14 protein-coding genes and 2 pseudogenes are annotated in these 18,947 nt (G+C 74.0%); 11 read left to right on the forward strand and 5 right to left on the reverse strand.

All coding sequences use genetic code 11. The features are described from left to right. Nucleotides 1-5: 5 nt before the first annotated feature. Complete coding sequence (gene msrB / locus IG90_RS0105220; RefSeq protein ID WP_030578228.1) at nt 6-413, forward strand: peptide-methionine (R)-S-oxide reductase MsrB; 408 nt, start codon at nt 6-8, stop codon at nt 411-413. A gap of 470 nt (nt 414-883) precedes the next feature. Here the strand turns inward: msrB and IG90_RS0105225 are convergent, their stop codons facing one another. Beyond that, nucleotides 884-1,564, reverse strand: a complete 681-nt coding sequence (locus IG90_RS0105225) for a TetR/AcrR family transcriptional regulator (protein WP_030578230.1) — start codon at nt 1,562-1,564, stop codon at nt 884-886. Between the two features lie 108 nt (nt 1,565-1,672). Here IG90_RS0105225 and IG90_RS0105230 point away from each other — a divergent pair, with 108 nt between their 5' ends. Next, the gene (locus tag IG90_RS0105230; RefSeq protein WP_030578233.1) at nt 1,673-2,638 is read left to right on the forward strand and encodes an NAD(P)-dependent alcohol dehydrogenase; all 966 of its coding nucleotides are present in this window, start codon (nt 1,673-1,675) and stop codon (nt 2,636-2,638) included. Between the two features lie 21 nt (nt 2,639-2,659). Here the strand turns inward: IG90_RS0105230 and IG90_RS45565 are convergent. The 3 genes and pseudogenes from IG90_RS45565 to IG90_RS0105250 all read right to left on the reverse strand — a co-directional run. Further along, nucleotides 2,660-2,827: pseudogene (locus tag IG90_RS45565) on the reverse strand (IS5 family transposase); the annotation flags it as partial. Between the two features lie 923 nt (nt 2,828-3,750). Continuing rightward, nucleotides 3,751-4,221, reverse strand: coding sequence for a hypothetical protein (locus IG90_RS0105245; protein ID WP_030578238.1), 471 nt, complete (start codon nt 4,219-4,221; stop codon nt 3,751-3,753). A gap of 152 nt (nt 4,222-4,373) precedes the next feature. Then, nucleotides 4,374-6,842, reverse strand: a complete 2,469-nt coding sequence (locus IG90_RS0105250) for a GTPase-associated protein 1-related protein (RefSeq protein WP_078585189.1) — start codon at nt 6,840-6,842, stop codon at nt 4,374-4,376. 331 nt (nt 6,843-7,173) lie between these two features. Between IG90_RS0105250 and IG90_RS0105255 the strand changes: the two genes are divergently transcribed. The 7 genes and pseudogenes from IG90_RS0105255 to IG90_RS0105285 form a co-directional block, all read left to right on the forward strand. Next, on the forward strand, nt 7,174-8,001 hold the full coding sequence (locus IG90_RS0105255; protein ID WP_233435903.1) for a hypothetical protein: 828 nt from the start codon (nt 7,174-7,176) through the stop codon (nt 7,999-8,001). Nucleotides 8,002-8,010: 9 nt separating this feature from the next. Then, on the forward strand, nt 8,011-10,200 hold the full coding sequence (locus IG90_RS0105260) for a bifunctional serine/threonine-protein kinase/ABC transporter substrate-binding protein (RefSeq protein WP_030578248.1): 2,190 nt from the start codon (nt 8,011-8,013) through the stop codon (nt 10,198-10,200). 1 nt (nt 10,201) lies between these two features. Further along, the gene (locus tag IG90_RS0105265; RefSeq protein WP_030578251.1) at nt 10,202-12,433 is read left to right on the forward strand and encodes a bifunctional serine/threonine-protein kinase/ABC transporter substrate-binding protein; all 2,232 of its coding nucleotides are present in this window, start codon (nt 10,202-10,204) and stop codon (nt 12,431-12,433) included. A gap of 295 nt (nt 12,434-12,728) precedes the next feature. Continuing rightward, nucleotides 12,729-13,757, forward strand: a complete 1,029-nt coding sequence (tdh, locus tag IG90_RS0105270; protein ID WP_030578254.1) for an L-threonine 3-dehydrogenase — start codon at nt 12,729-12,731, stop codon at nt 13,755-13,757. A gap of 42 nt (nt 13,758-13,799) precedes the next feature. Further along, nucleotides 13,800-14,999 carry a glycine C-acetyltransferase gene (locus tag IG90_RS0105275; protein WP_030578257.1) on the forward strand — a complete coding sequence of 400 codons (1,200 nt, stop codon included), beginning with the start codon at nt 13,800-13,802 and terminating at the stop codon, nt 14,997-14,999. A gap of 46 nt (nt 15,000-15,045) precedes the next feature. Then, complete coding sequence (locus IG90_RS0105280; protein WP_030578260.1) at nt 15,046-15,969, forward strand: LysR family transcriptional regulator; 924 nt, start codon at nt 15,046-15,048, stop codon at nt 15,967-15,969. A 128-nt stretch (nt 15,970-16,097) separates the two neighbouring features. Then, nucleotides 16,098-16,451 (forward strand): annotated as a pseudogene (locus IG90_RS0105285) (helix-turn-helix transcriptional regulator); the annotation flags it as partial. Nucleotides 16,452-16,461: 10 nt separating this feature from the next. Here the strand turns inward: IG90_RS0105285 and IG90_RS0105290 are convergent. Continuing rightward, entirely contained in the window at nt 16,462-16,854 is a 393-nt protein-coding gene (locus IG90_RS0105290) for a VOC family protein (protein WP_030578266.1), read from the reverse strand. Between the two features lie 68 nt (nt 16,855-16,922). Here IG90_RS0105290 and IG90_RS0105295 point away from each other — a divergent pair, with 68 nt between their 5' ends. Then, nucleotides 16,923-17,588: a nucleoside/nucleotide kinase family protein gene (locus IG90_RS0105295; protein ID WP_051859987.1), complete on the forward strand. Its 666-nt coding sequence runs from the start codon at nt 16,923-16,925 to the stop codon at nt 17,586-17,588. A gap of 93 nt (nt 17,589-17,681) precedes the next feature. Further along, nucleotides 17,682-18,827, forward strand: coding sequence for an aminopeptidase P family protein (locus IG90_RS0105300; protein WP_030578273.1), 1,146 nt, complete (start codon nt 17,682-17,684; stop codon nt 18,825-18,827). Nucleotides 18,828-18,947: the final 120 nt, after the last annotated feature.

Below are 18,947 nucleotides of genomic sequence, written 5' to 3' on the forward strand. Positions count from 1 at the left end.
GGGACGTGTCGTACGACGTCGAGAAGCCGGACGAGCAGTGGCGGGCGGAGCTGTCCCCCGCCGAGTACGCGGTGCTGCGCCAGGCCGGCACCGAACCCGCCTTCCGAGGTGAGTACACCGACACCAGGACGGCGGGCGTCTACTCCTGCCGGGCCTGCGGGGCGGAGCTGTTCCGCTCCGACACCAAGTTCGAGTCCCACTGCGGCTGGCCGTCCTTCTACGACCCGAAGGACACCGACGCGGTCGAACTGGTCGAGGACCGCGCCCACGGGATGGTCCGCACCGAGGTGCGCTGCTCCCGCTGCGGCTCGCACCTGGGCCATGTCTTCGAGGGCGAGGGCTACCCGACCCCGACGGACCAGCGCTACTGCATCAACTCGATCTCGCTGACCCTGGCGCCGGACGAGAGCTGACCTCGATCGGCTGTGGGCCGACCGATGCCCGCACAGGGAGATCTGTGCGGGCATCTTCTCGTTCTCCGCACGCCGTGAGCCGTTCAGGCCCAGCGCGGTGGCCCCGCCCGGCCATTGCCGTACTGCCGCCTCACGGCTGGTCGTCGCACGGCAGGTGATCCCTCCCGCGTCTTCGGCTTTCCGTGACGATCCGTCGCCACGCCCGACCCGGCGCTCGTAGGATGCCTGGATGCCGAGGCCGATACGGATGGGTCGCCGCACGTGGGTGGCCGCGTGGGCGGTACTGTGCGTGGCCGGCCTCGCCGCCACCGCCGGACTCAAGGCCGCCTCGGCACCGGGGCCGCAGCCCGAGAAACCTGTCAGCGCCGAGTGCCCACAGTCGCCCCCGACTCCGCCGTGCGGCTCTAGGGCCTGTTGCGAAAGTGGCGCGGTCACCCGAAGGGCGGCCACGCGGCAGGCGCCGCTTCGTATCAGGCTCCGGAGGACCGCTGTCCCTGGGAGCCGTGGGCCGCGAGCGGAAGACTGCGCAGCGACAGTGCGCTCGGCGCTGGCAGCGCTCCGTGGGCCGCCTCGGCGCGGAACGACTGGAGCAAGTACGCCACCAGACGCCGGGACGCGGCACGGTCATCCGGCAATGCGGTGACCAGACCGCAGTGGGACAACAGGGCCACGGCAAAGTCGGAGGGGTGGAAGTCGGCCCGCAGCACGCCCGCCGCCTGAGCCCTGCGGACCAGGGTCATGAAGTCCCGCTCGGCCTGTTCCCGTACCCGCGCGTGTTCTCGCGTGCTGTCCGGAAAGGCCGCGACGAACGCGGCCGGGAAGCCCCGTTCCTCCCGTTGTAGTTCGCAGACCGTCTCGACCAGTCGCTGGAAGCCCTGCCACGGATCGGGGTCGGCCAGCGCCTCGGTGAGCGCCCGAGCGCAGGTGTCCATCTGGTGCGCGAACGCGGCCCGCACCAGGGCGTCCCGCGTCGGGAAACGCCGGTACAGCGTCGCCACGCCGACCCCAGCCCGCCGGGCCACGGTCGCCATGGGCGCGTCGATGCCGTGCTCGGCGAAGACCACGCGGGCAGCCGAAAGGATGCGCCGCCGGTTGCGCCGGGCGTCCGCCCGCAGACTGTCCTGCCCCGCGATCCGAGAGGATTCCCCCACCGCTGTCTCTCACCTCCGGTCAAATGGACGATCTCGTCCGCTTGCCAGCCTACGCTCGGCGCCACGATCCCCCGCACGGCCACTGGTGGCGAAGGTGAGAACGCAACGATGGACGACCGCACGATGAAAGCCGTACTGTTCGACCGCTTCGGCGGCCCCGAGGTGCTGTATGTGGGCCGGGTGCCACGTCCCGGACCGGCACCCGGCGAGGTCCTCGTGCGCGTGCGCGCGTTCAGCGTGAACGGCGGCGAACTGGCGGCCCGTTCCGGTCGGGCCCGCCTCATCACCGGCCGGAAGTTCCCGCAGCGCATCGGGCTGGACTTCACTGGCGAGATCGCCGCACTCGGCACCGGCGCGACCGGCGTAGCGGTCGGCGACCAGGTGTGGGGCGTCCTGGGCCGCAGCTCCGGATTCGGCAGCGCCGCCGAGTACGTGACGGTACGGCCCGAGCGGCTCGGCCGGGTCCCGGACGGACTGGACCTCGTGGCCGCTGCCGCGCTGCCGGTGGCCACCACGGCCGTCACGGCCCTCCGCGACAAGGCCGCACTGCGCCCCGGCGAACGGCTGCTTGTACGGGGCGCGGCGGGCGGCGTCGGCAACGCCGCCGTCCAGCTGGGACAGGCGTACGGTGCCGAGGTCACGGCCCTGGCCCGCGCTGCCAACCTCGACTTCGTCCGTACGCTCGGTGCCCACCACGCCGTCGACCATCGGACCGTGTCCCCTGCGGAACTGGGACTGTTCGACGTGGTCCTCGACACGGCGGGCACCGACCTGCGTACCGTACGGCGGATGCTGAAGCCGGGCGGACGCATGGTCACCATCGCCTTCGACCTGACGCGGCCCGCCGCCTCGCTGGGCTACATCGCGGCCAGCGCCGTCCACGGACGCGGCCGGGTGCGCTTCTTCAGCGGCAACCCCGAACGTGCGCTCTTCGACGACCTCGCCCGCCAGGTGACAGAGGGGAAGCTGCGGCCGGCGGTGGACACGGTCTTCCCGCTGGAAGAGACAGCGGCCGCACACCGGGCGCTGGAGGCGGGCGGGGTGCAGGGCAAGTACGTGGTCAGGGTCGACTAGGGTTTGTTGGAAAGGTGCTGGTCACAGCCACTCGTTGAGGACTGCGACCAACACGGTCGCCTCGTAGCGGACGGCGAGCTTGTCGTATCTCGTGGCCACGGCCCGGTGGCGCTTGAGGCGGTTGATCCCGCACTCGACGACATGCCGCTGCCGTCGCGTCCACACCGGCGGACGGCTCGGCTTGATGCCCTGCGGCAACAACGGCTCAAGCCGGGCCCACTGTCCATTTGTCAGATCACCACGCCCCACAGGGCGTGATCATCCACGACCAAGATCCACTTTCGCAACAGGCCCTAGCTGCATGGGCGGGTTCGCCTCGTTCACCGTGGACTTCGAGCCCCTGCCGGACGGGCGGCTCGGCTTCGAGTTCGTCAACCCGCGTGGCCCCGAGGACATCGACGCGGGGCGACGGCTGAGATACGACGCATGGCACCCCAACTCGCCAACTGCACGGGCTTCAGCCGTGCGTCGCAATCGCCGAGCGGCGAACAGGCGAAGGCTCTAGCCTCTCCTGTCATGGAGTGGATATCGCTGGCCAGTACAGCACTTGGTGCCGCAATCGGGGTTGGATCCACCTTGCTCGCTGATTGGGCCAAGTGGCGCAGGGACCGTGCCGGCCAGGACCTCGATGTGCGAAGGCAGATGTATGCCGACTACACCGCTGCGCTCTCACGGATCCGGACGGCGCTCGCGGCCCGGCCGCCCGGCGCCGGACAACATTCAGCGCGGGCTTCGGGCCCGGTGGACGGGACTGTCCAGGACGGCTCCGACGCCGTGATCACACCGGCCATAGCAGGATCACTGCGCTGAGGCCTTTCCCTCCAGGCGGTGAGGGAGAGGTCCGGAGACGAAGGTGAGGACGTCGCGGACCGCTTCGTGCGGGCTGCCGAAGTGATGATGCACGCCCTTCACCGCTTCGGGGGTGTTCGCGCCCCACACCGTCATCCCGGCATGCAGCCCGGACTGCACCCCGGAAGGGGCTCCTCGATGGCCAGGCAGTTCGCGGGACAAGCCTCAGCTCGGTTACGTAGAGAAGCGACGACCGAGGGCACCGCGGTCGGGGCCTGGGATGCCCAGGTCGGTGATCCACCTCGCCGACGGCGCCGCCGTGCTCAGTCCTGGTCGGGGCCTTCGGCGGCCTCGGAGCGCAGCAGCGGGTGGATCACGCCGGGGAAGACCCGGGCCCGCACGACCTCCTCGGCCGACCCGCCCTGGACGACGGTCTCCGCGACGCCCCAGGGCCGTCCGGCCAGGTGAATGGTCAGGGTGTACGAGGAGGAGCAGCCGGTGCACTCGTAGCGGTCGGCCCAGGTCTCGACCTCGGTGGTGGAGCCCGGGTAGCGCTTCACATGGCGGTGGCGGGCGTGGCAGTGGTCACAGGTCTCGCCCGGCTCGCAGGTCCCGCCGCACGGACACGGCACGTCGAGTGAGTCGGCGGGCGTCCAACGCTGCACGAGGACGGCCTCGCGGGTGGCGCCCATGTCCTTCATGGCCTTGAGATTGCGGGCGGCGACGTTGTACGACTCGCCGGTCGCGGCCATCCGGTCGCGGATGACGTCCTTGCGTCCACGGTTGGTCGTCATGCGGTTCCTCCTGGGGTTCACGCAGCCCGCCAGGAGGCCCATGAGTCAGATCAGTACCTCTTTACGTTACCCGCCCGGCACCGGCGCACGGACCGGGCGGGCTTCCTGCGGGGAGACACACGCGGGGCCGGGCTGAGACCGGCCCCGCCCGCTCACCCCCGCCGCACCCGCCCCGCGATCCGGCGGCCCAGCCGGCCCAGGGCGCTGACCCGGTTCCAGTCCCGGAAGGCGTCCGCCCGGCCGCTGCTGCCCGTGCGGCCCACCGTCGCCTCGACCTCCGCCACGGCTTCGGCCGTCATGCCGCGCACGGCGGGGCGCAGGACGTCGTCGAGGAGGGCGGCGGCCACCGGGGGCCAGGCCGTGCCCGCGTGCGGGTGGGCTGTCCAGACGGTGAAGCAGTCCGCCGCGTAGGCGGGCTGGGTGCGCAGCCGGGTCCGCACCGATGCGGTGCGGGCCGCGCGGTCGTACGCGGCGATCAGCTCGGCGTCGCCGCCGTGGACGAAGTCGTACAGTTCCGCCCCCGGGCGGTCGGGGGCCAGCAGGCGTTCGACCAGGGCTGCGTACGCCCGCTCCCGGAGCGCCGGTTCGACCGGCTCCGCCTGCGCGCACAGCGTGCGGACCCGCTCCGCCCAGCCGGGCTCCGGTGCTCCGGTGCGCAGTTCGCGGGCGAGGTCCAGCAGGAGGAGGCCCGCCCGTTCGCGGCCGCCGATCTCCTCGGGGAAGCCGCGCAGGAGGTCGTGCGCGAGTCCGGCCGCCTCGTCCGGGCCGGTGGCGGACGTGCCGGCGGCGGACGCTCCGAGCGCCGCGTCGACCAGGCGCGCCCAGGTGCCGGCCACGCGGTGCGAGTCCGAGGTGGCCGCGTCCAGCAGGAGGCGGGCCTCCTCGACCGTCGGGGCCCGGTCCTCCCACACCAGGCCGACCGCCGTCCGCAGCACCAGCGGCTCGGCGAAGGGGGACAGGCCGGCCGCCCGCAGCACCCGGTGCCACACCGCCGCCCGGTCACCGCCCAGGGTCGCCATCGCCTCCGGCACCTCCGCGCACATCCGCAGGTGCGGCAGCGCCTGCGTGCCCGTGAACGGCAGTGTGACCCGCTCCAGGAACCGGGCCACCGCCCCGGGGTCCTCGGGCGCGATCCGGTCCAGCGCGCCGAGCAGCGCCGTCCGCACCTCGAACTGCTCGTCCAGCAGCTCCAGCAGGGCCGGTGCGAAGCCCGGGGGGCCTTCGTGCGCCGCCGCCTCCGCCAGCAGCGCGGGCGCCAGGCGGTCCACGACCCCCGGCAGCGACTCCGTGCCGTTCACGCCCAGCAGCCTTGCCACCCGCAGCAGTTGCACGGTCCGTGACACCGAGCGCGATCCGGCCGTGTCGGCCAGTTCGGTCAGGATTTCCGGGCCCAGCCGCTCGGCGACCTCCGCCCCCTCCGGACCGGCGAACGCGTCCCGGCGCGGCAGTTCCAGCGAGCCGTTGCCGCCCCGTACCGCCTCCGTGACCAGCATCGCCGCGAGCGGAGCGGTCACCGATGCCGGGCTGCGGCCCTCCAGCGCACCGAACAGCCGCCCTGCCGCGTCGAATTCGGGGCCCGTACGGTCGTCGATACCGGGGGACGTGAGGGCCTCGACCAGCTGGCCCGTGCGCTTCGCGTCCAGAGCGTAGGGGCGGTCGGCGGCCCAGCCGGCACCCGCCGCACGCCCGTCCGGCCCCAGCGCGATCCCCGCACACAGGGCCACCACGGCCAACGGCCCGGCCGCGAAAGGCGCCCCGGGCAGTTCGCGCGCCTCCCGGAACAGCTCCGGCGACCGGCTCCGCCAGACCCTGGCGGCCGTCGTCGCCCATACGTCTTCCGTACCGCCCGCCGGGGCCCGCCCCGCGCACTCGTGCACCCGCAGGCCCGCCGCTCGTGCCGCCGCCGCGTCCTCGGGCAGCACCCCCACCACCCGCGACGCCGAACTCCCCGGCCGCCGGGTGTACGTGGTGAACGTCAGCCTCTCCGCGCTCTCCCTCGGCAGCGTGACGGACGCCAGCCCCAGCCACCGGGCCACGTCCGCGCACTGCCGCTCCACCAGCACCACCGGCCGCCCGCCGGCCGTCTCCGCATCGCTCGCCCGGCGCAGATCCGCCAGTACCGCCGCGAGCCAGGGGCCGCGCGAGACGGCGAAGTCGTCCAGGCCCTCGGACACCGCCGCCGGGCCCGCCGGCGGTGTCAGCGGGTCCGGTATCGCCCCACCGGGCGTCACCGACACCCAGAGCGGCGAGCGCCACGCCTCGACCGGCAGCCGGTCACCCGGCAGCGGAACCCCCGGCGGCAGGTGTACCGCGTGCGCGTGGAACCGGACACCCGAACCCGCGCCGCCCGAACCCGCGCCGCCCGTGTCCCGTACCGGGGCCGAACGCGCCACCAGCCGACTGCCGTCGGACAGCACGAAGTACCCGAACGCCTGCGGAAGTGACCGCAGTTCGCCGTCGGTCGGCCGGTCGGGAACGCCCCCGGGAAGCTCGTAGCGCACCAAGGGTTCGATCTCCGCCAGCAGGGCCCCCGACACCCCGGGACCGACCGCCGTGAACCGGCCCGCCGCTCCCTCGTCCCCCGGCGCGGCGGAGGTGTAGTGCACCTGTGCAAGGCTCATCTGTCGGCCCTCTTCGTCCTGCCGCGCCCGGTCCCCGTGCCCACCCCGTACGGCTGGGTCGGGGGAGAAGTACGCAGCCGCGGGGGCGACGTTATCAAGGACGGGGACGTCATCCCTACGCTGCGTCAGGTGCTGGCCCCGGAATCGCTTTCCCCCTCGTCGAACGCCTCGCCGCGTTCCGGTCGGAGACGGCCTGACCCGTCCTGACCGACGTCCCCGCGAGGCGTTGCCGCGCATGTCCCGACGAGGTAACAGTCCCTCATCGGCACCCGCCTGCCACACCGGGCGAACTTATGATCGACGCGGCGTCGAGGAGGAACGGGGAAACGCTGTGACCTGTTACGTGCCGTTAAGAGGGGTCCGGTACGCGCTGCCCCTGGCCCTGGTGACCGTGCTGCTCGCCGGCTGTTCCGGCGCGGCGGACGACCCGGGGAAAGTGGAGAAGCGGGACGCTTCGGCAAGCGCGAGCCCGGGACCCGGCGGCGGCAGCACCGGTGCCGGGACGTCGGCCGAGGAATCACTCGTACCCGGCCCCGCCCGGCTTCCGAAGACCCGGGCCGAGGCACGTGACCTCATCGGCCGCGTCATCGCCGGCCCGGACAGCTTCGGCCCCGGGGTGGTGAAGCGGAACCCGTACGAGAGCGACCCCGCGACCTGGCCCGTGCTCGGCGAGGACTGCGTCTGGCAGCAGCAAAAGCCCGCGTACAGCGTCCTGGCCACCCTCACCCGCTCGTTCGAGGTGCCCGCGGAGAAGGGCAAGGGGCCGGTGCGCCTCGGCGCCGTCGTCACCGTGCACCGCACCCGCGAGGACGCCGCCTGGGAGATGGCGGAGTCGATCGAGGAGTCCATGCGCTGCCCCACCCAGCAACTGCGCGAGGGCGAACTGATCGGCTCCCTGGTCGCCGCCGCGCTCCTCGGCGGCGAGGCCACGCAGACCGACTCCGAGGACTCCCTCAGTGAGATGGGGCAGTACCAGAGCTCCGAGCTCGGCGGACCGCACCACTACTCCTGGCAGCAGGCGCAGACCCTGCAGTTCACCGTCGCCGTGACCGGCAAGGGGGCGAAGGGGCGCACCGAGCGGGAGATCGACGACCTCGTCGTCCAGGCGCAGAGCGCCATGCTGGTCCGGCTGGAATCCGCCGTCGAGAAGCAGAGCTGAGGCCGGGCGATGGACGACCTGCGACCCACCGACCCCGCCCGGATCGGCGGGCACCGGCTCCTCGGCCGCCTCGGCGCGGGCGGCATGGGCGTCGTCTACCTCGGACGCACCGACGCCGGAGCGCTCGCCGCGATCAAGGTGATCCTGCCCGAGTACGCCGGGGACGAGGACTTCCGGACCCGCTTCCGGCGCGAGGCCGAGGCCGCCCGCCGGGTCGACAGCCCCTGGGCCGTGCCCGTCACCGGCGCCGACACCGAGGCCGAACGTCCTTGGCTGGCAACGGAGTTCGTTCCCGGGCCGACGCTTTTCGACGTCGTCGCCCGGCGCGGGCCGCTGCCCGTGCGCAGCGTCACCGTCCTCGGCCGGCTGCTCGCCCGCGCGCTGGCCGCCGTGCACGCCGCCGGACTCGTGCACCGCGACGTCAAACCGGGCAACGTGCTGCTGACGGCCGGCGGCCCCCGGCTGATCGACTTCGGGATCGCCCGCGCCGCCGACGCCACCGCCCTGACCGCCACCGGACTCGTCGTCGGCACCCCCGGCTTCCTCCCGCCCGAGCAGGCGTCCGGGAACACCGCGGGGCCCGCCGGGGACGTCTTCTCGCTCGGCTGCCTCCTGGCCTACGCGGCCACCGGCCGGCCGCCCTTCGGTAGCGGCGCGGTCGACGCCGTCCTCTACCGCACCGTGCACGACGCCCCCGACCTCGACGGCATCGACGACGCCCCCCTGCGCGCGCTGCTGGACCGGTGCCTCGCCAAGGACCCCGGTGAGCGTCCGGCCGCCGCCGGCCTCGACACCCTGATCGCCGAGGACGTACCGGCCGGGGCCACCGCAGACTGGCTGCCCGAGGACGTCGTCCGGATCATCGCCGACCGGTCCGCCGCGCTGCTGGCCCTGCCCGGTATCGACGCCACCGTCACCGAGGAGCCCGGCCCGCCGGAACCCGCCCCCGGCCGACGGCGGTTCCTGCTGCTCGCGGCCGGTGGCGCGGTGGCGCTCGGCGCCGGCGCCTTCGCCGCCGTACGCCTCACCCGCGACGAACCCGCCGACGGCGGGGACGGAGCGCCCGGCGGACGCCGCTGGATCATCGGTGTGCACGCCGACCTCACCGGACCCCTGAGCGCCGCCGGACGCGCCCAGGAACGCGGTGTCCGGCTCGCCGTCGACCGCTTCAACTCCCTCGACGACCAGCCCTTCCGGCTCGCCGTGAAGGTCCTCGACGACCAGGGCGACGCCGGTCGCTCCGCCCGGGTCGCCGAGGAGTTCGCCCATGACCCGGAGGTCATCGCGGTCATCGGCCCCACCGGCGACGAGGCGGCCGGGGCGGCCCTGTCCGCGTACGACGAGGCCGTGCTGCCGGTCCTGACGGTGTCGGCCCTCCAGATCGCCTTCCCGAAACGGGCCAACGGCTCCTTCTTCCAGGCCGCCCCCTCCTACGCCTCGCTCGCCGTCCCCATCGTCAACCGCCTCCTGCTGCGCCCCGATGTCGAGCGGCTGGGCATCCTGGTCGACCGGTCCGGCGGACAGGCGGCCTACCAGGCGGGCTACGCGACCAACCTGCTGACCCCCGACCTCACGACCGGCACCACCCACCCCCGAGTGGTGCCCGCCGGGACGCGCGTCTTCGACCCGGTCGTCACCGACCTCCTGTCCAACCGGAGCGATGCCCTCTTCTACGCCGGTGACGCGGCCGGCGCCTCCCAGGTCGCCCGCATCCTGGCCGACCTCTCCTTCGCCGGACCGCTCATGGCGCAGCACACCGTCATGGGGCCGGAGTTCCTGGAACAGGCGGGCGCGGCGGCCGACGGCTGGGAGTTCGTCGCCCCGTTCACCGACGCGAGCGCCCCGGCCGCCGCGACGTTCGCCGCAGCCCACCGCAAACGCTTCGGCGTCGCGCCCGCCGCCTGGTCGGCCGAGGCGTACGACGTGGCGGGGCTCGTCGCCCGCGAACTGGCCACCCTCGCCGTCGCCGCCGCCAAGGGGGCATCGGCGAGCGCCTCACCCTCCGGCGACGGCCGGTCCACCCGGCCCACCCGGTCCGGGCTGACCGCCGCGATCGCCGCCGCCCGGTACGAGGGGGTCTCCCGCACGTACGCGTTCGACGAGAAGCGCCAGCAACTCGTCGGCCAGGACGCCCACCTGTACCGGGTGGAGGAGGGCCGCCACCGGTACCTCGGCCCGGCCCCGAAGCCGAAGAGCTGACGTGCGGCCCCTCACCTCCGAGGACCCCCGCGCCGTCGGCCCGTACCGCACCCTCGTCCGGCTCGGCGCGGGCGGCATGGGCGTGGTCTACCTGGCGCGCTCGGCGGGCGGGGCGCTCGCCGCCGTCAAGGTGATCCGGGCCGAGCACGCCGCCGACCCCGGCTTCCGGGCCCGCTTCCGGCGCGAGGCGGAGGCCGCCGCCCTGATCACGGGCCCCTGGGTGGTCCCGGTGCTCGGCGCGGACACCGAGGCCCCCGAGCCGTGGCTGGCGACCGCGTTCGTCCCCGGGCCCTCGCTGGCCGAGGTGGTCGGCGCGGGCGGCGCGCTGCCCACCACCACCGTCCGGGCGCTCGGGAGCCGGCTCGCCGAGGCCCTCGTCGCGGTCCACGAGGCCGGGCTGATCCACCGTGACGTCAAACCCGGCAACGTGCTCCTCGCCCTCGACGGCCCCCGCCTCATCGACTTCGGGATCGCCCGCCACGAGGGCGCCACCGCGCTGACCACCACGGGGGCGGTGATCGGGACGCCCGGCTACCTGGCCCCCGAACAGGCGTCGGCCGGGCCGCTGGGTCCGGCGTGCGACGTGTTCTCGCTCGGCTGCGTCCTCGTGTACGCGGCGACCGGCCGGCGGCCGTTCGGCGAGGGCAGCGGGGCGGGCGCCCTGTACCGCACGATCCACGAGGAGGCGGACCTGACCGGTGTTCCGCCCGGCCTGGTGCCCCTGATCACCGCCTGCCTCACCAAGGACCCGGCCGCCCGGCCTACCGCGAGCCGGGTCCGCGACGTCCTGGCGATGGACGGGGAGCGGGGCCCGGACCGGGCGAGGGACCCGCGCGAGTTCGCGGACCCCCGCGAGACTCTCCGTGCCCCTCCTGATGCAGCCCCCGACACCACCCCCGGCCCTTGGCGGATGCCCGCCGGGCTCCCCGCGCTGATCGCCGAGCGGTCCGCCGCCGCCCTCGCGCTCCCGGACCCCGAACCGCTGCCCGTCACGCTCGCTCCCGCCGAGGGCGGAAGCGCGACGGGTCCCACCCGCCGGCGGCTGCTGACCGCGGGGGCGGCCGGGGCCGTCGTCCTCGCCGGCGGCTCCACCGCGGCCTGGATCGCCCTGCGGGGGAGCGGCGAGGGGGCGGGCGGACCCTCGGCGGGACCGGGGGAGCCGCCCACGTACACGATCGGGCTCCACGCCGACCTCGGCGGACCCGGCCGGGCCACCGGGCTGGCCCACCAGCGCGGCGCCCAGCTCGCCGTCGCCGACCACAACTCCCGCGCCGACAAGGCGTTCCGGTTCGCCCTGCGCACCGAGGACGACGCGGGGGACCCGGCGGCGGCGCTGCGGGCGGCCGGCCGGCTGGCGGCGGACCCCTCGGTCATCGCGGTTCTCGGACCCACCGGAGAGGTGCTGCGCGAGGACCTCGTCCAGCGGTACGGCACGGCACGGCTGGCCACCGTCGTCGTCGCGGCGGGCTCCAGCACCGCCGAGTCCGGCACCGCCCTCCACCTCTGCGTGATCCGCCCCTTCGACCGCATGCTCCCGCCCGGCCTCATCAGCTACCTGACCCGCACCCGCCCCGCGACCCGCATCCTGCTCGTCGAGGATGCCGCCGATCCCCGGTTCGCGGGGGAGGTCGGGGGCACGTTCCGCGAGGCCGCGCTCACCGGCGCCGCCCTCCTCGAACACCCCCTCGCCCGGGGGAACGCGGGCTTCGGCGCGGTCGCCCGTAAGGCCGTGTCCGGCCGGGCGGACGCGGTGGTGCTCGGGGGCGGCGACCCGTCCCGCGCCGCCCGCCTGGCCACCGCACTGGCGGACCAGGGATTCACCGGCACCCGGGTCGCCGCCGGACCCGCCCTCGGACCCGCCTTCCTCGACGGGGCGGGCGAGGCCGCCGAAGGCTGGGTCTTCGCCGAGGCGTACGCCGACCCCGCCGGCCTCCCGGCGGCCAAGGCGTTCACCGCCGCCCACCGCAAGCGCTTCGGCGCGCCCCCGGCCACCTGGGCCGCCGAGGCGTACGACGCGGTCGGCCTGATCGCCCGCGCCACCGGGACCACCAGCGCCTCGGGCGAGGTGCGCAGCGGCATCGCCCAGCGGCTCGTGCGGACCGAGCACCGGGGGATCGTGCGCACCCTCGCCTTCCACACCTCGACCCGCCAGGTGCGGATCGAGAACGGGATCTTCCTCTACCGGATCGAGAAGGGCCGCCCCCGCTTCCTGGGCCCTTACGGCGAGCTGTAGCCGAGGAAGCCAAGGCCGACGAGCGGCAGCGGCCGGTGATGCCACGGCCAGGCGTGAAGATCTCCTGCGGCGGCGCTTAAGAAATCCTCGATGGACCCGGGACCCCGCCGTACGGCAGCCTTCTCCATGACGGCCGGGGACGGCGCGTGGAGCCTTTCGAGATGCTCCGTCCCGTCCCGCCGAACCCCCACCACGGGGGCTGACACCCAAGATCCACCCCGGGCCGCAGGGTTCCTCCGACATGCCCCGAGGCCCGGGGTATCCACTCGCGTACCGACGTCAGGGAGCCGCAGCCGTGAAGGCACTCGTCAAGCAGAAGGCCGAACCCGGACTGTGGCTGATGGACGTGCCGGAGCCGGAGTACGGCCCCAACGACGTCCTGATCAAGGTCCTGCGCACCGGTATCTGCGGTACCGACCTGCACATCCGCGCCTATGACGGCTGGGCTCAGCAGGCGGTCACCACCCCGCTGGTCCTCGGCCACGAGTTCGTCGGCGAGGTCGCCGCGACCGGCTCCGACGTCGTGGACATCGCCGCCGGCGACCTGGTCAGCGGCGAGGGCCACCTCGTCTGCGGCAAGTGCCGCAACTGTCTCGCCGGCCGCCGCCACCTCTGCCGCTCCACCGTCGGCCTCGGCGTCGGCCGGGACGGGGCGTTCGCGGAGTACGTGGTCCTGCCCGCGTCCAACGTGTGGGTGCACCGGGTCCCCGTCGACCTCGACATCGCCGCGATCTTCGACCCGTTCGGCAACGCCGTGCACACCGCGCTGTCCTTCCCGCTGGTCGGCGAGGACGTCCTGATCACCGGCGCCGGCCCGATCGGCATCATGGCCGCCGCCGTCGCCCGGCACGCCGGCGCCCGCAACGTCGTCATCACCGACGTCAGCGAGGCGCGTCTCGCCCTCGCCCGCAAGGTCGGCGTCAGCCTCGCCCTCAACGTCGCGGACCGCACCATCGCGGACGGACAGCGGGAACTCGGCCTCCGCGAGGGCTTCGACATCGGCCTGGAGATGTCCGGCCGCCCCGAGGCGATGCGCGACATGGTCGCGAACATGACGCACGGCGGCCGGATCGCGATGCTCGGCCTGCCCGCCGAGGAGTTCGCCGTCGACTGGTCCCGCATCGTCACCTCGATGATCACCATCAAGGGGATCTACGGCCGCGAGATGTACGAGACCTGGTACGCCATGTCCGTCCTGCTGGAGGGCGGCCTCGACCTCGCCCCCGTGATCACCGGCCGGTACGGCTTCCGCGACTTCGAGGCGGCCTTCGACGACGCCGCGAGCGGCCTCGGCGGCAAGGTCATCCTCGACTGGACCGTCTGACCTCCCGACCGCCCTTCGCTCTTGATCCCATAAGGAATCCGCATGTTCGACTCCGTACGCGACGATCTGCGCACCACCCTCGACGAGATCCGCGCCGCCGGGCTGCACAAGCCCGAGCGGGTGATCGGTACCCCGCAGTCCGCGACCGTGGCCGTCACCTCCGGCGGGCGCGCCGGCGAGGTCCTCAACTTCTGCGCCAACAACTACCTGGGCCTCGCCGACCACCCCGAGGTCATCGCCGCCGCCCACGAGGCGCTGGACCGCTGGGGCTACGGGCTCGCCTCGGTCCGCTTCATCTGCGGCACCCAGGAGGTCCACAAGGAGCTGGAGCAGCGGCTCTCGGCCTTCCTCGGCCAGGAGGACACGATCCTCTACTCCTCCTGCTTCGACGCCAACGGCGGAGTCTTCGAGACGCTGCTCGGCCCCGAGGACGCCGTCATCTCCGACGCCCTCAACCACGCCTCCATCATCGACGGCATCCGGCTCTCCAAGGCGAAGCGCCACCGCTACGCCAACCGCGACATGGCCGACCTGGAGACGCAGCTCAAGGAGGCGTCCGGGGCCCGCCGCCGCCTCATCGTCACCGACGGCGTCTTCTCCATGGACGGCTACGTCGCACCGCTCCAGGAGATCTGCGACCTGGCCGACCGCTACGACGCCATGGTCATGGTCGACGACTCGCACGCCGTCGGCTTCGTCGGCCCCGGCGGACGCGGCACGCCCGAACTGCACGGCGTCATGGACCGGGTCGACATCATCACCGGAACCCTCGGCAAGGCGCTGGGCGGAGCCTCCGGCGGTTACGTCGCGGCCCGCGCCGAGATCGTCGCCCTGCTGCGCCAGCGCTCGCGCCCGTACCTCTTCTCCAACTCCCTCGCCCCGGTCATCGCCGCCGCCTCCCTCAAGGTCATCGACCTGCTGGAGTCCGCCGGAGACCTGCGCGAGCAGCTCGGCGCCAACACCGCGCTCTTCCGCACCCGGATGACCGAGGAGGGCTTCGACCTCCTGCCCGGCGACCACGCCATCGCCCCCGTCATGATCGGCGACGCGGGCAAGGCGGCCCGGATGGCGGAGCTGCTCCTGGAGCGCGGGGTGTACGTGATCGGCTTCTCCTACCCGGTCGTCCCGCAGGACGCGGCCCGGATCCGCGTCCAGCTCTCCGCCGCGCACTCCACGGCCGACGTGAACCGCGCCGTGGACGCGTTCGTCGACGCGCGGGCCGCCCTGGACGCGGAGGCGTAACCGCTCACCGGGTCGGGCACTCGTCGCGACCTGGGACAATGGGCACATGATCGATGCGCGGCGGCTGCGAATCCTCCGTGCGGTGGCCGACCACCGCACCGTGACCGCGGCCGCCGCCGCGTTGTACCTGACGCCCTCCGCGGTCTCCCAGCAGCTCGCCGCCCTGGAACAGGAGACCGGACACCGCCTCGTCGAACGCGGGGCGCGCGGCGCCCGGCTCACCGCCGCCGGGGAGATCCTGCTCAGCCACACCAACGTGGTCCTGGCCCAGCTGGAGCGGGCCGAGGCGGAGCTCGCCGACTACGGCGCGGGCGTCGCCGGTACGGTCACGGTCGCCGCGTTCGCCACCGGCATCGGCCTCGTCCTCGCCCCCGCCCTCACCGAACTGGCCCGCACCGCGCCCGGCATCCGGGTCAAGGTCCAGGACGCGGAGGGCGACGCGAGCGTGCCCATGGTGCTGGACCGCCAGGTCGATGTGGCGGTGGCCGTCGAATACCGCGGCGCGCCCGCCGAGGACGACCGCCGCCTCACCCGCGTCCCGCTGTACTCGGAGCCGTTCGACGCGGTGCTCCCGGTGGACCACCGCCTCGCGGACCAGGATCAGGTCGCGGTCGCCGACCTCGCGAAGGACTCGTGGATCGGGCCGTACCCGGGCAACCCCTGCCATGACGTGGTGGTCCTGGCCTGCGAGTTCGCCGGGTTCGCCCCCCGCCTCGAACACTCGTCGGACGACTTCCGGGCCGTGGTCGCCCTGGCCGGGGCGGACGCCGGAGTGGCCCTGGTGCCCCGGTCCGCCCTGCGCGGGATGGAGCTGACCGGGGTGGTCGTCCGCCCGGTCGAGGGCAGCGCCCCCACCCGCCGCGTCTTCGCGGCCGTACGGCAGGGCGCCGAGGGCCATCCGCTGATCCGGCCGGTGCTGGACGCGATGGAGGCGGTGGCCGCACGGGAAGCGGGTCTGGCCCGGACCTGAGCATCATCCCGTTCGGACGGTGCGAGGGCCGGGCGCCCGAACCCGCTGCCCGACCGTCCGGACGGCCGGGTCAGCGCCGGCTCGCCGGCCTGCCGGTCGGCCAGGACGACCGCCGACCGCAGCACCCTGGTCGCCGCCTCAAGGACCGGGTGGGCCGGGTCGAGCAGTTCCTGGAGGCGCTGGACCGGGTGGCGGCGGGCGGCACCGCGCTCGACCCGGAAGTCGTCTCCCAGCTCCTCACCCGCAAGTCCTCGGCGGGCCCGCTCCAGAGCCTCACCGCCCGCGAGCGCGAGGTCCTGGAACACATGGCGCAGGGCAAGGCGAACGCCACCATCGCGGCCGAACTAACCGTCTCCGAAAGGGCGGTGAGCAAGCACATCGGCTCGATCTTCGCCAAGCTCGGCCTGGAGCCGGACGACGGCACCGTCCACCGCCGCGTCCTCGCGGTGCTGGCCTACCTGGAGGGCCGGGGCGGGTACTGAGCGGGGCCGGTCAGACGGCCGGCTGCAGCAGGTCCCAGTGGTTGCCGTACAGGTCCTCGAAGACCGCGACCGAGCCGTACGGCTCGTGCCGGGGCTCCTCCAGGAACCGCACCCCGGCCGCGCGCATCCGCTCGTGGTCCGCCGCGAAGTCCTCGGTGTGCAGGAAGAAGCCGACCCGCCCGCCCGTCTGCGCCCCGACGGCCGAGGCCTGCACCTCGTCCTTCGCGCGGGCCAGCAGCAGCCCCGTGCCGGGAGCCGCGCCGCGCGGGCGCACCACCACCCAGCGGGTGCCGTCGCCCCGGTCGGTGTCCTCCACCAGCTCGAAGCCGAGCGCGTCGCGGTAGAACGCGACCGCCTCGTCGTAGTCGCGGACGACCAGGGTGACCAGGGCGATACGGGACATGGCGGGGGAGTCCTCCCATCGATGAAGTTATACGTAACACTAACGCCGGGGCTCCCCGCCGCCGCACAATGCACCGCATGGACATCGTGGACGGCGCGAGCGCCGGCGGCCTGGCCGCGCTGACGGACCGGGCCCGCGCGCTCGCGGAGACCGGAAGGCGGCGCGTCCTCGGGATCGTGGGCCCGCCCGGAGCCGGGAAGTCCACCCTGGCGGAGCGGCTGGTCGCGGCCCTGGACAAACGCGCCGCCCTCGTCCCGATGGACGGCTTCCATCTCGCCGCCGCCGAGCTGGACCGCCTGGGCCGAGCCGGCCGCAAGGGCGCCCCCGACACCTTCGACGCGGCCGGGTACGCGGCCCTGCTGCGGCGGCTGCGTGACCCGGACCCGGTGCACACGGTCTACGCCCCGGCCTTCGACCGGTCCCTGGAGGAGCCGGTCGCCGGGGCGCTGCCGGTACCGCCGGACGTCCCGCTCGTCGTCACCGAGGGGAACTACCTGCTGCTCGACGACGGGCCCTGGGCGCCGGTGCGCGGGCTGCTGGACGAGGTGTGGTTCCTGGACCTCGACCCGGACGTCCGGGTGCGCCGGCTCGTCGACCGCCACGTGCGCCACGGCAGGCCCCGGCTTTTCGCCGAGGAGTGGGTGGCCCGCTCCGACGAGGCGAACGCCCGACTGGTGGAGCGGGGCCGGGACCGGGCCGACCTGATCGTGCGGCTGCCGACGGCCGACGGCTGACGGCCCGCCGAAGCGCGGCCGGGAAGCCGGTCGCGTACGCCCCGCCGGGCGGGCAGGATGCTGAGTGCCGTGTCGCACCGCCAGGAGGCCCTGATGTCCAGCCCGAGCCCGTCCGCCCAGCAGTCCGTCCCCCCGCCCTTCACCGCCGACGACTACCGGACCCGGATGGCACGGGCCGCCGAGTCCGCCGCCGCGGCCGGGCTCGCCGGGGTGATCGTCGCGCCGGGCCCCGACCTCGTCCACCTCACCGGCTACCGCCCCGTGAGCACCGAACGCCTCACGCTCCTCGTGCTCCGGGCCGGCCAGGACCCGGTCCTGGTGGTCCCGACCCTGGAGGCCCCCGACGCGGCTGCCGCGACCGGGGCGCCGGCCCTCACCCTGCGGGACTGGACCGACGGCACGGACCCGTACGCGGTGACCGCCCCGCTGCTGGAAGCCGAGGGCCGCTTCGGCGTCAGCGACAACGCCTGGGCGATGCATCTGCTCGGCCTCCAGCGGGAGCTGCCCGGCACCTCCTACACCGCGCTCACCGAGGCGCTCCCGATGCTCCGCGCGGTGAAGGACACCGCCGAACTGGAGCGGCTCGCCGCCGCCGGGGCCGCCGCCGACGCCACGTACGAGGAGATCCTCAAGGTGCGTTTCTCCGGCCGCCGCGAGGTCGACGTGGCCACCGATCTGGCCGCGCTGCTGAAGGAGTTCGGGCACTCCCAGGTCGACTTCACCGTCGTCGGCTCCGGCCCCAACGGGGCCAACCCGCACCACGAGGCGGGGGCACGGACCATCGAGCGAGGCGACATGGTCGTTCTCGACTTCGGCGGCCTGAAGCACGGCTACGGCTCCGACACCTCCCGTACGGTCCACGTCGGCGAGCCCACCGCCGAGGAGCAGCGGGTCCACGACATCGTCCGCGAGGCCCAGCAGGCGGGCTGTGCCGCCGTCCGGCCGGGCGTCGCCTGCCAGGAGATCGACCGGGCCGCCCGCGCGGTGATCACCGAATTCGGCTACGCCGACCGGTTCATCCACCGCACCGGCCACGGCATCGGTGTCACCACCCACGAGCCGCCCTACATGATCGAGGGCGAGGAGCAGCCGCTGGTGCCCGGCATGTGCTTCTCCGTGGAGCCGGGCATCTACCTCCCGGGCCGCTTCGGCGTCCGGATCGAGGACATCGTGGCCGTCACCGAGGACGGCGGCCGGCGGCTCAACAACACCGCCCGTGAGCTGGCCGTCGTGGAGTAGCCGAAGCGCGCCCGAACGGATTCAGTCGTCCCTACCTTGCTGATCGGGCTGAGCGAGCCATTCGTAGGGTTGGCTCACCCAGGGGTGCCGGGTGTGGCTTTCAGTCGTCTGCCGTAGTTG

It is taken from the genome of Streptomyces anulatus, assembly GCF_000721175.1.
Classification (GTDB): Bacteria; Actinomycetota; Actinomycetes; order Streptomycetales; family Streptomycetaceae; genus Streptomyces; species Streptomyces anulatus_C.

Coding starts and splice junctions, on each gene's coding strand:
- IG90_RS0105230 (WP_030578233.1), top strand. CDS start 1,673: ATGGACGACCGCACGATGAAAGCCGTACTGTTCGACCGCTTCGGCGGC.
- IG90_RS0105245 (WP_030578238.1), bottom strand. CDS start 4,221: ATGACGACCAACCGTGGACGCAAGGACGTCATCCGCGACCGGATGGCC.
- IG90_RS0105250 (WP_078585189.1), bottom strand. CDS start 6,842: ATGAGCCTTGCACAGGTGCACTACACCTCCGCCGCGCCGGGGGACGAG.
- IG90_RS0105260 (WP_030578248.1), top strand. CDS start 8,011: ATGGACGACCTGCGACCCACCGACCCCGCCCGGATCGGCGGGCACCGG.
- IG90_RS0105275 (WP_030578257.1), top strand. CDS start 13,800: ATGTTCGACTCCGTACGCGACGATCTGCGCACCACCCTCGACGAGATC.
- IG90_RS0105280 (WP_030578260.1), top strand. CDS start 15,046: ATGATCGATGCGCGGCGGCTGCGAATCCTCCGTGCGGTGGCCGACCAC.
- IG90_RS0105290 (WP_030578266.1), bottom strand. CDS start 16,854: ATGTCCCGTATCGCCCTGGTCACCCTGGTCGTCCGCGACTACGACGAG.
- IG90_RS0105295 (WP_051859987.1), top strand. CDS start 16,923: ATGCACCGCATGGACATCGTGGACGGCGCGAGCGCCGGCGGCCTGGCC.
- IG90_RS0105300 (WP_030578273.1), top strand. CDS start 17,682: ATGTCCAGCCCGAGCCCGTCCGCCCAGCAGTCCGTCCCCCCGCCCTTC.